Here is a 14,070-nt window from a genome sequence, read left to right as displayed (position 1 = left end):
GGCCCTTTGCCTGCCGCCCCGGCGCCGGCACTCTCGCCTACTCCACGAAGTAGGAGTCGTGCCTGTCGAAGAACGCGTCCCGTTCCTCTTCCGAGGCGTGCGCCAGTTGGGACACCTGCTCGAAGTACTCCTCACGGGGCGCTCCGGGAGTGAAGAGCAGGAGCATGTCGGCCGGGGCATCGGAGTCGTTGCGGAAGGCGTGCAGGCCGCCTTGCGGCACATGGAGGAAATCACCCTTGCGCGCGTCGACCCACTGCACGCCGTCGAACACCCGGACCGTTCCGTCCAGGATGTAGAAGGATTCCGAGATTCGCTTGTGGAAGTGGGTCTTGGGACCGCCTGCCCTCGGCTTCATCTCCACTCGGTACAGCCCGAACTCTCCCCGGGTGGTCTCGGTGGTGGCCAGATAGTGGGTGGCGCTCTGCCTCGCGCCGCTGACGCCGAGGGCCGGAGGGGTGGCCGCAGGCCGGAAGACGGCGCTGACCTCGCCGTCCTCGCCCCAGTACTTCTGCTCGGGATAGGGATACGACATAACGGTGTTCCTTTCATGGAGGTCCGCCCCCAGGGCGGCCAGCCCTCACGGTTCCGGGTCGACCCTGCCGCGGGCGGACTGCGGGCGGCAGGGCGTCCTGCGGGGAATGACCGGCCCGCGCCCGACTGTGTGACAGCCGTGGCACGGACCGGCGGTGAGGGTCACCCTCCGAGCATCGCCCGCGGGCGCACGGAAGGCCGACGGACTCCTCCGGGTGCCCGCATGTGGGGGGTCAGCCGAACATGCCGACCTGGTAGTCGCCCGCCGGCTGACGGTTGATGACGTTGATGCGGTTGTAGGCGTTGATGAGTGCGATCAGCGAGATCAGTGCGGCCAGTTGGTCCTCGTCGTAGAACTTGGTGGCGCGGGCCCATGCCTCGTCCGTCACGCCGGCCGGGCTGTCCGCGAGACGCGTGCCCTGTTCGGTGATCTCCAGTGCGGCGCGCTCGGCATCGGTGAAGACCGTGGCCTCACGCCATGCGGCCACGAGGTTCAGGCGCGACTGAGTCTCCCCGGCCGCGATGGCCTCCTTGGTGTGCATGTCGGTGCAGAAGCCACAGCCGTTGATCTGGCTGGCGCGGATCTTCACCAGTTCCTGGGTGGCGACGGGCAGGGCCGGAGCCACGATCTTGCCGGCCGAGTTCAGATGCCTCATGACCTTGCCGGCGAGGCCGTTGCCGAAGTAGTCGATGCGTGCGTCCATGGTGGGAGTCTCCTCACACGGTGAAATGGTTACGGCCCACTGACCGGACACCCTGGCGTTCTGTGACACGGGAATACCACTGTTCACACCGGATACCATCGAACGTGTGGGCGTGGGTCCCTCGATATCCGAAGCCGTGACCCCGCCCGTGACGGAGCTCGCCCGTAGTGGAGCCGGCAGACAGTCAGCGAACGAACCACACAGTTAGCGAACGAATCAAGGTGACCACCATGGCAGTCGAAAGCGTTCTGCACCCCAGCCTCATCGTGCCGGTCGGACACGTGGAACCCGTACCGCGCCGCATCCGGGGCCTGATCGGCGGCCGTGTCGTCTTCGATACGCGCCGTGCCCTGTACGTCTGGGAATGGCAGGCGTACCCGCAGTACAGCATTCCCGTCGAGGACTTGGCCGACGGTGTGCTGCAGGACGACAAGCACACGGAGCAGCTCGGCGCCGGACCCGCGCGCCGCCACACGGTGCGGGTCGGCGCAGAGGTCCGCGCGGGCGCGGCATGGGTGTGGGGAGAGGGCGCTCCGGGACCGCTGCACGACACCGTGCGGTTCGAGTGGGACGCGCTGGACGCCTGGTTCGAGGAGGACGAGCCGGTCTTCGTCCATCCCAGGAGCCCGTACTCCCGCGTGGACGCCCTGCGTTCCTCCAGCAGCGTACGTGTGGAGGTGGAGGGGGTGGTGCTGGCGGAGGCGCCCGACTGCGTGAAGCTGTTCGAGACCGGGCTGCCCACCCGTTACTACCTCGACCGGACCCGTGTCGACTGGGGCCGGCTGCGGCAGTCGGACACCGTGACCAGGTGTCCCTACAAGGGGACGACGAGCGCCTACTGGTCGTTCGACGGTGCCTCCCGGACGCGTGCCGACATCGCCTGGACGTACGACTTCCCCACGATTCACGCCAACCGCATCGCGGGGATGACCGCGTTCTACAACGAGCACGTGGATCTCTACATCGACGGCACGTTGCTGCCCGGTTCCTCCGACAGCAACGGCTCCACCCCCGAGTAGCCCGAGTAGCCCGGGGAGCGGCCTCGCGGCCACGACCGGACGGCGTGTACCGCCTTTCGTCATGCTGTGTCACACGAAAGCTCTCGGCCCGGTCTCATGAGGTGAAACCCGGACTCGTCTCTGCCGAAGGAGCACGCCGTGAGCGACGTCATTCTCGAACCCGCCGCCCAGGATTTCGCCGACGCCACCGCCAAGCCGCCGCTGCTGCACGAACTCGGAGTCGAGGGGGCGCGAAAGCTCCTCGACGACGTGCAGGCGCAGCCCGTTGAGAAGCCGGAGGTGGACGAGAAGTGGATCACCCTGCCCGTCGATGTCGGTGACGTGCGGGTGCGCATCGTGAGGCCGGCCGGTGCCACCGGTGTCCTGCCGGTGATCCTGTACATCCACGGCGGCGGCTGGATCCTCGGCAACGCCGGTACGCACGACCGCCTGGTCCGCGAACTGTCCGTCGGTGCGAGGGCCGCCGTGGCCTTCGTGGAGTACGACCGGTCTCCCGAGGCCAAGTACCCCGTCGCCATCGAGCAGGCCTATGCCACCGCCCGCTGGATCACCACCAGGGGTGCCGAGGAAGGCCTGGACGGTTCGCGTCTCGTGGTCGCCGGCGACTCGGTCGGCGGCAACATGACCGCCGCCCTGACGCACATGGCCAAGCAGCGTGGCGACGTGGTCTTCCTGCACCAGTCGCTGTACTACCCCGTGACGGACGCCGCCCAGGACACCGAGAGCTACCGGACCTTCGCGCACGGTCCCCACCTGACGGCGAAGGCCATGGAGTGGTTCTGGGACGCGTACACCACCGATCCCGACGAACGCGCACAGATCACCGCGTCCCCGCTGCGGGCCACCCTCGACGACCTCCGAGGCCTGCCGGCGGCGCTCGTCGTCGTCGACGAGAACGACGTGCTGCGCGACGAGGGCGAGGCTTACGCCCGCAAGCTGATCCAGGCGGGTGTCGCCACCATCAGCACCCGCTACAACGCGACCCTGCACGACTTCATGATGCTGAACCCCGTCCGCGGAACGCAGGCTTCGACCGCGGCCGTTGAGCAGGCCGTCCACGTCCTGCGTAAGGCACTGGGCACCGACTGACCGCCCGACCGACCTCCCGAACGTCAGACACGCGACTGAAAGGCCGATTCCATGAGTGCACAGAATCCGACCGTCGTCCTCGTCCACGGCGCGTTCGCGGACTCCTCCAGCTGGAACGGGGTCGTGGAACAACTCCAGGCACACGCATACCCGGTGGTGGCCGCGAGCAATCCGCTGCGGACACTCAGCGGCGACGCCGACTACGTCAGGCAGTTCGTGGCCTCCATCGAGGGTCCGGTGGTGCTGGTCGGACACTCCTACGGCGGATCCGTCATCAGCAACGCGGCCAAGGGACTCGGCAACGTCAAGGCACTCGTGTTCGTCGCGGCCTTCCTGCCGGACGAGGGGGAGAGCGCCGTCGCGCTGTCGGGCAAGTTCCCCGGCAGCACCCTCGGCGAGACCCTTCGGCCCGTGCCCGTCACACTCCCCGACGGCGGCCAGGTCACCGACCTGTACATCGAGAAGGGCAAGTTCCACCAGCAGTTCGCCGCCGATGTCGCCGCGGAGACCGCAAGGGTCATGGCGGCCACCCAGCGCCCCGTGACCGATGCCGCGCTGGGTGAGGGAGCCTTTGCGCCGGCGTGGCGGGAGATCCCCTCATGGGTGCTGGTGGCCACGGAGGACAGGAACATCCCGCCGCAGGCACAGACCTTCATGGCCGAGCGGGCGAACGCCACGGCGGTGAGCGTCACCGCCTCGCACGCCGTCGCCGTCTCGCGCCCCGGTGAGGTCGCTCGTCTGGTCAACGCGGCGGCGCAGGCCACCCTCTGAGACGCCGCGTCAGGGCAGGACCGTGTGAGGGCCGGCCGATCACGTGGGGGATCGGCCGACCCTACGTTCCACATCGAAAAACATCGGAGTACATCGGAGTACATCGGAGCACATGATGGACACGGACAAGCAGGCGGCGGCCCGCGGCCTGATCGAGATCGAGGCCCATCTCTACCGGGAGGCCCACCTCAGCGCGGCCCGACGGCGTCTGGCCGAATTCACCGCGCGGGCCGACGACTTCAGCCCCGGCCAGAAGCGCGACCTCGAACAGTGGTACCTCGACGAGCAGCGGTATGTGGCGCGCATGGTCACCGATCACATCGCCGACAGTGTCAGCGCCGTGGAGAAGGCGCACCGCATCCGCTTCGGACACTGGCTGCGCGGCACACTGGTGGCCATGACACTGATCACCGTCGTGCTGTTCCTGTGCGCCGCGCTGGTGGTGGGCATGGCGACCTGACCAGCGGCCATGGCCGGGACGCCGGTATCGTGGCAGCCGGGAGGCTGTCATGGCGCGGGACGGAGCTGGGACCGAACTCATCGGGCGGCGGTACGAGCGCCAGGTGCTGGACGGCCTTCTGGCCGGCGTCAGAACCGGGCGCAGCGAGGTCCTCGTGCTGCGCGGCGAGGCGGGGATCGGCAAGAGCGAACTGCTGAGACATCTGCTGGGTCGTGCCGACGGATGCCGAGTGGTCCGGGCCGCCGGGGTGCAGTCGGAGATGGAACTCTCCTACGCCGGCCTGCATCAGCTGTGCGCGCCGCTGCTCGAACGCATGGACGACCTGCCGGAGCCGCAGCGCAACGCACTGCGTACGGCGTTCGGACTCCAGCGGGGTGACGTCCCCGACCGGTTCCTGGTGGGTCTGTCCGCGCTGAGTCTGCTCGCCGGTCATGTGGGTGATCAACCCTTGGTGTGCGTCGTCGACGACGCACAGTGGCTCGACAGTGTCTCGGCCCAGACACTGCAGTTCGTGGCCCGCAGACTGGTGGCGGATTCGATCCTGCTGATCCTTGCCGTGCGGGAGCCCACTCCCCGTGAAGTCCTCCCGGGGCTGCCCGAGCTGGTGTTGAAGGGCCTGACGGAGAGCGAGTCGCGCCGGCTGCTCGCCTCGGTGGTCACAGGTCCGATCGACCAGGCGGTACGGGACCGCATCGTCGCCGAGACGCGGGGCAACCCACTGGCTCTGCTGGAACTCCCGCGCGGGCTGGCCGATGTCGAACTGGCCGGAGGGTTCGCCGAGCCCGACGTCAGGCCGCTGTCCAGGCAGATCGAGAGCGGTTTCGTACGTCGTATCGCCGCGCTTCCCGAGGAGACGCGGCAGTTGCTCGTCCTCGCCGCCGCGGAGCCGGCCGGCGATGTGGGCCTGATCCGACGAGCGGGCGAACGGCTGAGGATCGCGGTGGACGACGCCGTCATGGACGCGGAGGCTTCCGGACTGATCGTGTTCGGCACCTGGGCGCGTTTTCGGCACCCGCTGGTTCGTTCCGCGGCGTATCGCGCGGTCGGTGACGCCGACCGGCGGCGCGTGCACGAGGCCCTCGCGGACGTGATCGACGCGGAGGTGGATCCTGACCGCCGAGCGTGGCACCTGGCCGGTGCCGTGGTGGGCCCAGACGAGGGGGTGGCGGCCGAACTGGAACGTTCGGCCGAGCGGGCCCGGGCGCGTGGTGGCGTCGCGGCCGCTGCGGCTTTCCTTGAACGCTCCACGGAGCTGACACCCGACCCCACCCGCCGCGGCGGCAGAGCCCTGGCCGCGGCGCGGGCCACGTTCCAGGCAGGAGCCTTCGAGCCGGCACGTGAACTCGTGGAAGCGGCCCAGCTGAGCTGTCTCGATGAAGTCAGCGCCGCGCAGGCCCTTCTGCTGCGCGGGCAGATCATGTCCGCGGCGAAGAGTGCCGGCGCCGGTCTGCCGCTGCTGCTGGAGGCGGCCAAGTGCCTGCAGCCGTTCGACGCCGGGCTCGCCCGCGAGACCTACCGCGACGCGATCTACGCGGCGCTCACCGCGGGCCGACTGGCCAGGGGAGGGGTCCGCGACGTCGCGGAAGCCGTACTGAGTGCCCCGGGCCACTCGGACGCCCCGACGCGGGAGGACGCTCTGCTGCGCGGCCTGTCACGGGTGATCACCGAGGGCTACGCGCACGGGGCGCCTGCGCTGCGCCGGGCCGTGACCGCCTTCCGTGCCGAGGAGCTCTCCAGGGAAGACGGTCTGGGCTGGCTGCCACTGGTGTGCCGCATGGCGCACAACACCTGGGACTTCGAAACCTGGACCGTGCTGTCCGAGCGTCTGGTCGACCTGGCGCGGGAGGCGGGCGCGCTCGCCGTGCTGCCCTCGGCCCTGCTGCTGCGGCTGTCCAACCGGGTGTTCGCCGGTGACCTCCAGGGCGCCGATTCCCTGGTCGCGGAGGCGCAGGCGATCGGCGAGGCGACGGGCAGCAGTTTCTTCGCCCACTACGGTGCGCTGGTCGTGGAGCCGTTCAAGGGACGGGAGGACGCGACCCGGGCGGCCATCGACGCCGTCACCCAGGACCGGCTCCTGCGGGGCGAGGGGAAGGTACTGACGGCCACGCAGTGGGCCGCGGCGGTTCTCCACAACGGCCAGGGCCGGTACGAGGAGGCGTACAGCGCGGCCCTGCGCGGCTGTGAGAACCCCCAGGAGCTGGGGCTCTCCCTGCAGTCGAGGGTGGAACTCGTCGAGGCGGCCGTCGGGCTCGGCCGTCGGGCCGACGCGGTCGACGAGGCCCGTACGGTCGAGGAGATGGCCCGGGCGAGCGGAACCCCGTGGGCGCTCGGCGTCGCCGCCGGTGTGCGTGCGCTGATGAGCGACGACCAACTCGCCGACGACTCGCACCGAAAGGCCATCGAACTGCTCGGCACCACACAGGCCCGCATGGACGGAGCCCGCGCCCGGCTCCGCTACGGCGAGTGGCTGCGCGGCCAGGACCGGCCGGCGGACGCCCGTGCCCAGCTGGGTCAGGCGCACGAAGTGTTCACCGCCGTCGGCGCCGAGGCCTTCGCGGAGCGCGCACGCCGTGAACTCGCAGCCGCGGGTGCGAAGGTCGGCAGGCGGGGCGTGGCGGCGCCCGCGGTGCTGACCGCTCAGGAGTCGGAGATCGCGCGGCTTGCCCACAGCGGGCTCACCAACCCCGCGATCGGCGCTCGGCTGTTGCTCAGCCCGCACACCGTCGAGTGGCATCTGCGCAAGGTGTTCGTGAAGATGGGCATATCCTCCCGCAAGGAGATCAGTCTCGAACTGCTGGACGGCGGAGTCGCGTCGTAGTCGCCACCCCATGCGGCGGACAGGCCCCTCGGCATGTCACGGCTGCGAAGAGACATCCCCCGGCACCTCGGGTTCGGCCAGCAGCGCGGGTACGGTGACGATCGCGAGGTCCTTGGTCAGCAGACGGTGCACGGGGCAGCGACCGGCCGCCGCCAGGAGCTGTTCCCGCTGTGCGGCGTCGAGTTCGCCGGTCAGGCCGATGTTCTTGACGATGCGTCCGTCGGCGTCGAAGCGGACGGCCACGTCGATACGGTGCAGTGGCCAGCCGTGCCGGTCGGCGAATGCCCGTACCGCCATGGACGTGCAGGAGCCGAGCGCGGCCAGCAGCAGTTCTCCGGGTGTGGGACCCGTGTCGGTGCCGGTGGGTTCGGGTTCGTCCGCCGTCAGGTGGTGGGTGCCGATCGTGACGGAGCGGATGAACTTCATGCCTTCGGTGACGGACACGATGCGCGAGGCCATGACGTTTCCTCCTTGTCAGGGGGGGGCGCGGGACCCCTCACCCTGCAAGACCGATCGACCGGCGCGGTTGTGACGGACGGACGCGAAGTCACACTGTTTCCCGGTCCACACCGTGTGACGTTTGCCGGGAAGCCGATGCCGGCCCGCGACGGGGTGACGGGCCGGCGGTGGGCGGTCGGACTCAGCGTGACTGGTCGGTGGGGCGTACGAGGATCTCGTTGACGGCGACATGCGAAGGCCGGGTGACCGCGTAGAGCACCGCCTCCGCGATGTCCTCGGGGTTCAGGGTGCGCATGGACGAGGCCATGTCCTTGGCCATGACCTGGAGGGCCGGGTCGGTGATGTGGCTGGTGAGCTCGGTCGAGACGAATCCGGGCTCGACGACCACGACCCGTACGCCCTGCTCGGTGACCTCCTGGCGAAGCGCTTCGGAGAACGCGTTGATGCCGAACTTGGTGGCCGCGTAGACGCCGCTCGCGGCGGACGCGGTGCGCCCCGAGGTGGAGGAGATCTGGACAACGGTCCCCTTGGACCGGAGCAGATGCGGCAGGGCCGCGTGGACCGTGTACATCGAGCCCAGGAGATTGGTGTCGATCATGCGGGTCCATTCGGTGGTGTCCGCGTCGAGGATGAAGCCGCTGAGCATGAGGCCCGCGTTGTTCACCACGATGTCGAGCGCACCGAACCGTTCGACCGTGGCCGCGACGGCGTTCCGCACCGACTCGCGGTCGGCGACGTCCATGTCCAGGACCAGCATGTCGCCGGGGGCCTCCGTGGCCAGTTCCCGCAGCCGGTCCGTCCTGCGGGCGGCGACGGCGACCTTGGCTCCCGCCTTGGACAGCGCGAGTGCCGTCGCCCGGCCTATCCCCGAGGAAGCGCCGGTGATCAGGGCGACCTGGTGGTCGAGGGTGTTCATGAGTCCTCCAAGAGGCGGTGGCCCGGCTCGGCGAACGCGAGCCGGGGGGCAGGTGCAGAGGAAGCCGATCCATGAAAATGACCGGCTGGTCATTTTTGAGCGTAGCACTGAATATGACCCACCGGTCACCTTCGGTGTTAGGCTCTCGGTCACGGGAGGTGACATGACCGACAGAGCGACCGCGCCCGGCGCCAGGGCCGACATGGTCCGCAACCGGCGCCTGCTGCTGACCGCCGCGGCCGAGGCCTTCGCCGAAGGCGGCGTCGACGTCTCCATGGGAGAGATCGCCCAGCGGGCGGGGGTGGCCAAGGGAACCGTGTTCCGGCACTTCCCGTCGAAGGACGACCTGCTCGCGGCGATCACGTTGCAACTGGTCGATCAGCTCACCGTCACCGCGGAGGCCCTCCGTACGGCTGACGACCCTGTGAAGGCTCTGCGGGCCTTCATGACCAGTGGTGTCGAGGTACTGGCCGCCGATCGCGCCTTCTGCGAGGTGATCGGGCGACCTTCGATGCAGCACGCGGAGGTCCGGGGCGGCATCGATCGCCTCTGCGCTGTGGTGGAGGTTCTCACGGGCCGGGCCAAGGCGCAGGGAGCGATCCGCGCCGACGTCACCGGCACCGACATCGTGTTGCTGCTGGGCGGTATCCACCAGACGGCGTTTCCGCTGCTGGAGCAGGATCCGCAGGCCTGGCGCCGCTATCTGGCTCTCGCCTTCGACGGGCTGTGCAGCACCGGAGCCGGTGTGCTGCCCCGTCCGCCCTCGGCGCCGCTGCGGAGCGACCGCTCCTCCGCGCCGCGCACCTGACCTCCGCCCCGGGGCTCGACGTCCTGACGGACGGACCTGGCAGGTGTGTGGGCTGTCGTCAGCGGACCTCCGCGAGGAGGACGCGCTCCAGGTGGGTCAGGTCGCCGGTGCGTGCGGCCCCGAGGAACGCCTGGACGAGACGACGGTGCGTCACGGCGTCGATCTCCTGGCGGTGGCGCCGGGTGCCGAGTCGCTGCTGGGCGCGTGCGACCTGCTGCCGTGAGTTGACGACGCTGATCCGGAGAAGTGCGGCGATCCGGTCGTAGGAACAGCCGAACCCTTCGCGCAGCATGTAGGCGGCGCGCTGCTTGGGTGTGAGCGTCCCCAGCAACAGGGCGACGGCTCGCTCGACGGCGTCCTGCCGCTCGGCGACCGCCTCCGGTGTCGCGTCGACGTCCGTCGAGTCGGGAAGCCACGTACTGGCGCTGAACTCACGGCGCCGGCGAGCCGACTGCACCACGTTCATCGCCAGCCGAGCGGTGATCGTCCGCAGCAGAGCGGACGGGTTGTGCACGGCCGCCCGGTCGGTGCGCTGCAGTCGCAGCCATACTTCCTGGACGACGTCCTCGGCCTCGGCCAGGCTGCCGACGATGCGATGGGCGATGTGCAGCAGGGAAGGGCGGACCTGCGTGAACATGGACGCGGCGGCGTCCAGACTCTCGATGTCCGGCAGCGTCGGCGTGTCATGCGCGGTGGGTGGGCGTCTTGCTTCGATCAGGTCGGTGTCCACGATCTGCTCCTCCGAAAAAGCGGGCCGGTCGGCCGGAGTGCTTGTGGAACCAACCTCCCGCCCGGGCCGGGGCGGTCGCGCCTATGACAGCCCGTGGGGAGTGCGTGGTGAACCCGTGGCCACGCACCGCGTGGTGGACGGAAAGACCCCGGGGGTCGGCCCCGTAGGACCCTGGGGTGGCCGGTGCGCCGCCCTGTTCACAGGCTCGGGACCGACCACGCGCCGGGGCACCCCGGGGCGGCCCCACGGACGCTGCCCGCTACGGGGGCACGCGCCCGGGAGACCGCCTCCGGGCTTCCCTCGACTCGCCCACGGGGGAGCGGCATCCGCGCCACGTGCGGCTGACCCGTGCGGTGCAGTGTGTTCCGGACGGGTCGCGCGCGGTGGTTCCCGCTCGGCCGGCGCCGTCGAGGCGGCTCACAGGGGCGCCCTGGTGGACCCTGGCCCGCTGCGTGGTCGCCCCTGGCGGGGCCCCTGCGGACCGGATGGGGGAGCAGCGGTGCTGCGTAGGGTCAGAGTGCCGTGTGCAGCTGACGGCGTGAGGTGATGCCGAGCTTCGCGTACACCTTCCGCAGGTGCCACTCCACGGTGTGCGGGCTGAGGAACAGCTGCGCACCGATCTCGGAGTTCGTCAGTCCGTCCCGGGCGAGTTGCGCGATCTGCTTCTCCTGCGCGGTGAGCGAGGTCGGGGCGGCACCCGCGCGAGAGGCCACGGTCTCACCGGTCGCCCGCAGTTCACGGACGGCGTGCTCGGTGAACGCCTCAGCACCGAAAACGCCGAACATCGCGTGTGCGGTGCGCAGATGATGCCGGGCGTCAGCGCGCCGGTTCTCACGGCGCAGCCATTCCCCGTACACCAGGTGCGCCCGCGCCAGCTCCGAGTGGACCAGCGTGCGTTCCAGCCGCTCGACGGCCTCGCGGTACAGCGCCTCGGCTTCGGCACCCCGGGCGAGCAGGGCGCGTGAGCGTGCCTGCACGCCGAGCGCCCAGTCCGTGCCGGCGGCATCCGTGATCCGCGTCAGTTCGGCCAGTGCCCGCTCGGCCTCCTCATGGCGACCGAGTCGTGCGGCGGCCTCGACGAGCTCGACGAGCGCCCAGTTCGCCGCGACGAGGTTCCGTGGATCGCGGCTCGCCTCCCGGGCGGCGTCCAATGCCTCCGCGTACATTCCCAGGCTGTTGTGGAGGACGGCCAGCGCTCGCTGCGCGATGGCCACGCCGAGTCCCGTCTCACCGCGGTCCGCGGCGCCGTCCATGGTGGCGCGGATCAGCTCGGCGGCCTCTCGGTCACGGCCCTGCCAGGCGGCGAGGGTGAGTGTGCCGTACGCCGTGAAGCTGCTGTCGGCCGCCGCCCGGATCGCGGCGATCTCCGCGGTGAGCAGGGCGGCGGCCTCCAGCTCGCCCGCGCACACGTGGACGACGACCCGCGAGTTGAGCGCGAGCGGCAACTCGGCGAGCGCGCCGACGGCGCGGGTGGTCCGCACGTGCCGTGCCGACAGTTCGCTCCACGCCCGGTCGTCCCACACCTCTGCCGCGAGCACCGAGGCCTGCCACGACCAGCGCAGCACTTCCTCCGTCCTGGTCTCCCGGCGCAGTGCCCGGACAGCCGCGCGTGAGGCGTCCACGGCAGCCTCGTACCCGTCGGTGAAACGGGTGGACAAGGCGTCCAGCAGCAGATCGACATGACCAGGTTCGCTCGGTGCGCCAGTGGTTGTCTGCCGGGCAGCCGCCGCGACATCTCCGACGTCGGTCCCCGAAGCGGGCCCTCCCGCGAACATGGCGGCCGAGATGGCGTCCAGAAACGTCTCCCTGGCCAGATCCACGTCCAGCGGGACCAGACGCCGCGCGGCTGCGAGCAGTGCGGTCAGTGCCGGGCCCGCGCGGTTCGAGGCGAAGGCGATGTGTGCGCGCAGCAGCGCCGCCCGGGCGCGGCCGTGTTCGTCCGCGGCGGTGCTCTCGGCCAGAGCCAGCAGCTCGCGGGCCGCCGTCGGCGCACCGGCCCGGAGCTTCGCCTCGGCGGCGGCCAGGGCCCGGGCCGCCTTGCGACGCGGCTGGGGTGTCAGGACTGCCGCGTGCGCGAGGAAGGCGGCCGCTGCGGCGGCTCCGCCCCGTGACATCGCACGTTCGCCGGCCGCCTCCAGGTCGGCCGCGATGGCCTCGTCGGGGCTTACGGTCGCCCGCGCCAGGTGCCAGGCGCGGCGGTCGGGGTCCAGGGCACGGTCGGTCACCTCCGCGAGTACGCGATGGGTTTTCCGCAGGTCGGTCAGCGAGGCCGAGCGGTAGACAGCCGACCGCAGCAGCGGATGCCGGAAGCGCACCAGCGCACCGATGTCGAGCAGTCCGGCTGCCACCGCCGGGCCGAGCGCGCCGGGGCCGATGTCCACGCGCTCCGTCGCACGACGGAGCAGTGTGACATCGCCGATCGGTTCGGCGGCGGCGATCAGCAGGAGGCGTTGGGTGTCGGCGGGGAGTGCGCGGACGCGGTCGAGGTAGCTGCGCTCGATCCGTCCGGTCACCTGACCCGGGTCGGGCAGGCCGAGGACGTCCGCGGGGCCTGGGCCCGTTCGGCCCTGGGGCAGTTCCAGCAGAGCGAGCGGATTGCCGCGTGCCTCGGCGAGGATCCGCTCGCGTATCTGTTCATCCGCCGGGTTGCCCGGTACCGAGTCCAGCAGGGCGCGGGCGTCGGCGTTCGCCAGACCCTGGAGCGTCAGTTCGGGGAGGTTGGCGAAATCGTCCCGCCCTGAGGGCTCCCGGGTGGCGAACACCATGGCCAGGGGCTCGGCGAGCATGCGCCGTGCCACGAACGACAGGGTCTGCGCGGAGACCTTGTCGAGCCATTGCGCGTCGTCCACGAGGCAGAAAAGGGGCTTCTCGGCAGCCGCGTCGGTCAGGAGGCCGAGTACGGCCAGGCCGACCATGAACCGGTCCGGAGGCGGTCCCGTACTGAGCCCGAAAGCCGTGGCGAGTGCTTCTCGCTGCGGGCCCGGAAGGTGCGTGGCCAGATCGAGGAACGGGGCGCAGAGCTGGTGCAGCCCCGCGTAGGGCAGTTCCATCTCCGATTCGGCGCCCGCCCCCCGGGCGACGCGGTGGCCGGCCGCGCGTGCCGCCAGATGATCCAGGAGGGCGGACTTCCCTATTCCGGCCTCGCCACGCAGTACCAGGACGGCGCTCCGGCCCGTCTCCACAGCGTCGGCCAGCGCGGCGAGCGTGTCACGTTCGTGTCTTCTGCCGCGCAGCGGCCTGCGGCCGTTTTCGTTCGTCCCTGGCCCCCGCACTCGGGGATCATAACTCTTGTCGCAGGACAGGCCCTGGCGGACGTGTCGGTACGAGGGCAGGCCGGGTCTCTCCCGTCGATGTCACACCCCCGACGGCCGTTCGGTCTCACGGGTATGCAACCGAGACCGGATTCATACGTACGTACCGCAGGCGGTGCCCCATGAACTGGCGTGAGCGTGCCCTCTGCCGGTACGAGGACCCCGACCTCTTCTTCCCGATCGGCGCCCACGACAGCGGGGCCGGGCTCCTGCAGACGGACGAGGCGAAGGCCGTCTGCCGTCGTTGTCCCGTGATGCGGCGCTGCCTGGACTGGGCTCTCGCGGCGGGGCCGGTGGAAGGTATCTGGGGTGCGACCACGGAGGCGGAACGCCGTGCGGTGCGACGACGCGCGGCACGGGGCTCCGCCGTCGACGTGATGTCCGGGGAGGCAGGGGCGACGGGGAACGGGTGCGCGGCTTGACGGATGGGGTGGGGGCGGGACAACCGAACGGT

At 70.5% G+C, this 14,070-nt stretch carries 13 protein-coding genes; 7 read left to right on the top strand and 6 right to left on the bottom strand.

The features are described 5' to 3' along the window. Positions 1 to 37 precede the first annotated feature (37 nt). On the bottom strand, positions 38 to 532 hold the full coding sequence (locus tag ACFWGJ_RS32245) for a cupin domain-containing protein (protein WP_387331758.1): 495 nt from the start codon (positions 530 to 532) through the stop codon (positions 38 to 40). A gap of 232 nt (positions 533 to 764) precedes the next feature. After that, positions 765 to 1,235, bottom strand: coding sequence for a carboxymuconolactone decarboxylase family protein (locus ACFWGJ_RS32240; RefSeq protein WP_387331756.1), 471 nt, complete (start codon positions 1,233 to 1,235; stop codon positions 765 to 767). A 230-nt stretch (positions 1,236 to 1,465) separates the two neighbouring features. On the opposite strand from ACFWGJ_RS32240, the gene ACFWGJ_RS32235 reads away from it, so the two are divergent. The 5 genes from ACFWGJ_RS32235 to ACFWGJ_RS32215 all read left to right on the top strand — a co-directional run bounded on the left by ACFWGJ_RS32235 (position 1,466) and on the right by ACFWGJ_RS32215 (position 7,392). After that, the gene (locus ACFWGJ_RS32235) at positions 1,466 to 2,254 is read left to right on the top strand and encodes a DUF427 domain-containing protein (RefSeq protein WP_387331754.1); all 789 of its coding nucleotides are present in this window, start codon (positions 1,466 to 1,468) and stop codon (positions 2,252 to 2,254) included. A 138-nt stretch (positions 2,255 to 2,392) separates the two neighbouring features. Then, positions 2,393 to 3,343: an alpha/beta hydrolase gene (locus tag ACFWGJ_RS32230; protein WP_387331752.1), complete on the top strand. Its 951-nt coding sequence runs from the start codon at positions 2,393 to 2,395 to the stop codon at positions 3,341 to 3,343. A gap of 51 nt (positions 3,344 to 3,394) precedes the next feature. Continuing rightward, positions 3,395 to 4,114 (top strand): alpha/beta fold hydrolase, encoded by a 720-nt coding sequence (locus ACFWGJ_RS32225; protein WP_387331750.1) that lies wholly within the window; start codon positions 3,395 to 3,397, stop codon positions 4,112 to 4,114. 112 nt (positions 4,115 to 4,226) lie between these two features. Beyond that, on the top strand, positions 4,227 to 4,574 hold the full coding sequence (locus tag ACFWGJ_RS32220) for a hypothetical protein (RefSeq protein WP_387331748.1): 348 nt from the start codon (positions 4,227 to 4,229) through the stop codon (positions 4,572 to 4,574). A gap of 49 nt (positions 4,575 to 4,623) precedes the next feature. Next, a complete protein-coding gene (locus ACFWGJ_RS32215; protein ID WP_387331747.1) occupies positions 4,624 to 7,392 on the top strand; it encodes an ATP-binding protein in 2,769 nt (922 codons plus the stop codon). Positions 7,393 to 7,428: 36 nt separating this feature from the next. Here ACFWGJ_RS32215 and ACFWGJ_RS32210 read toward each other — a convergent pair whose 3' ends face one another. Further along, entirely contained in the window at positions 7,429 to 7,851 is a 423-nt protein-coding gene (locus ACFWGJ_RS32210) for an OsmC family protein (protein WP_387331745.1), read from the bottom strand. 181 nt (positions 7,852 to 8,032) lie between these two features. Beyond that, positions 8,033 to 8,767, bottom strand: a complete 735-nt coding sequence (locus ACFWGJ_RS32205) for an SDR family NAD(P)-dependent oxidoreductase (protein WP_387331743.1) — start codon at positions 8,765 to 8,767, stop codon at positions 8,033 to 8,035. Between the two features lie 163 nt (positions 8,768 to 8,930). On the opposite strand from ACFWGJ_RS32205, the gene ACFWGJ_RS32200 reads away from it, so the two are divergent. Then, positions 8,931 to 9,575, top strand: coding sequence for a TetR/AcrR family transcriptional regulator (locus ACFWGJ_RS32200; protein ID WP_387331741.1), 645 nt, complete (start codon positions 8,931 to 8,933; stop codon positions 9,573 to 9,575). Between the two features lie 58 nt (positions 9,576 to 9,633). On the opposite strand, the gene ACFWGJ_RS32195 is transcribed toward ACFWGJ_RS32200, so the two are convergent. Together ACFWGJ_RS32195 and ACFWGJ_RS32190 are read right to left on the bottom strand one after the other, a co-directional pair. Next, entirely contained in the window at positions 9,634 to 10,305 is a 672-nt protein-coding gene (locus ACFWGJ_RS32195; protein WP_387331739.1) for a sigma-70 family RNA polymerase sigma factor, read from the bottom strand. Positions 10,306 to 10,817: 512 nt separating this feature from the next. After that, positions 10,818 to 13,577 (bottom strand): AAA family ATPase, encoded by a 2,760-nt coding sequence (locus ACFWGJ_RS32190; protein ID WP_387331737.1) that lies wholly within the window; start codon positions 13,575 to 13,577, stop codon positions 10,818 to 10,820. Positions 13,578 to 13,738: 161 nt separating this feature from the next. On the opposite strand from ACFWGJ_RS32190, the gene ACFWGJ_RS32185 reads away from it, so the two are divergent. Further along, on the top strand, positions 13,739 to 14,038 hold the full coding sequence (locus tag ACFWGJ_RS32185) for a WhiB family transcriptional regulator (protein ID WP_387331735.1): 300 nt from the start codon (positions 13,739 to 13,741) through the stop codon (positions 14,036 to 14,038). The last annotated feature ends 32 nt before the right edge of the window (positions 14,039 to 14,070 follow it).

Origin of the sequence: Streptomyces sp. NPDC060205, from assembly GCF_042728395.1 — a bacterium.
Taxonomy (GTDB): domain Bacteria; phylum Actinomycetota; class Actinomycetes; order Streptomycetales; family Streptomycetaceae; genus Streptomyces.
This window is presented reverse-complemented; position numbering and strand designations above follow the sequence as displayed.

Bases quoted from the DNA above. Each gene is read 5' to 3' on its own strand.
- ACFWGJ_RS32240 (WP_387331756.1), bottom strand. From the start codon at position 1,235: ATGGACGCACGCATCGACTACTTCGGCAACGGCCTCGCCGGCAAGGTC.
- ACFWGJ_RS32215 (WP_387331747.1), top strand. From the start codon at position 4,624: ATGGCGCGGGACGGAGCTGGGACCGAACTCATCGGGCGGCGGTACGAG.
- ACFWGJ_RS32210 (WP_387331745.1), bottom strand. From the start codon at position 7,851: ATGGCCTCGCGCATCGTGTCCGTCACCGAAGGCATGAAGTTCATCCGC.
- ACFWGJ_RS32205 (WP_387331743.1), bottom strand. From the start codon at position 8,767: ATGAACACCCTCGACCACCAGGTCGCCCTGATCACCGGCGCTTCCTCG.
- ACFWGJ_RS32220 (WP_387331748.1), top strand. From the start codon at position 4,227: ATGATGGACACGGACAAGCAGGCGGCGGCCCGCGGCCTGATCGAGATC.
- ACFWGJ_RS32245 (WP_387331758.1), bottom strand. From the start codon at position 532: ATGTCGTATCCCTATCCCGAGCAGAAGTACTGGGGCGAGGACGGCGAG.
- ACFWGJ_RS32235 (WP_387331754.1), top strand. From the start codon at position 1,466: ATGGCAGTCGAAAGCGTTCTGCACCCCAGCCTCATCGTGCCGGTCGGA.
- ACFWGJ_RS32185 (WP_387331735.1), top strand. From the start codon at position 13,739: ATGAACTGGCGTGAGCGTGCCCTCTGCCGGTACGAGGACCCCGACCTC.
- ACFWGJ_RS32200 (WP_387331741.1), top strand. From the start codon at position 8,931: ATGACCGACAGAGCGACCGCGCCCGGCGCCAGGGCCGACATGGTCCGC.
- ACFWGJ_RS32225 (WP_387331750.1), top strand. From the start codon at position 3,395: ATGAGTGCACAGAATCCGACCGTCGTCCTCGTCCACGGCGCGTTCGCG.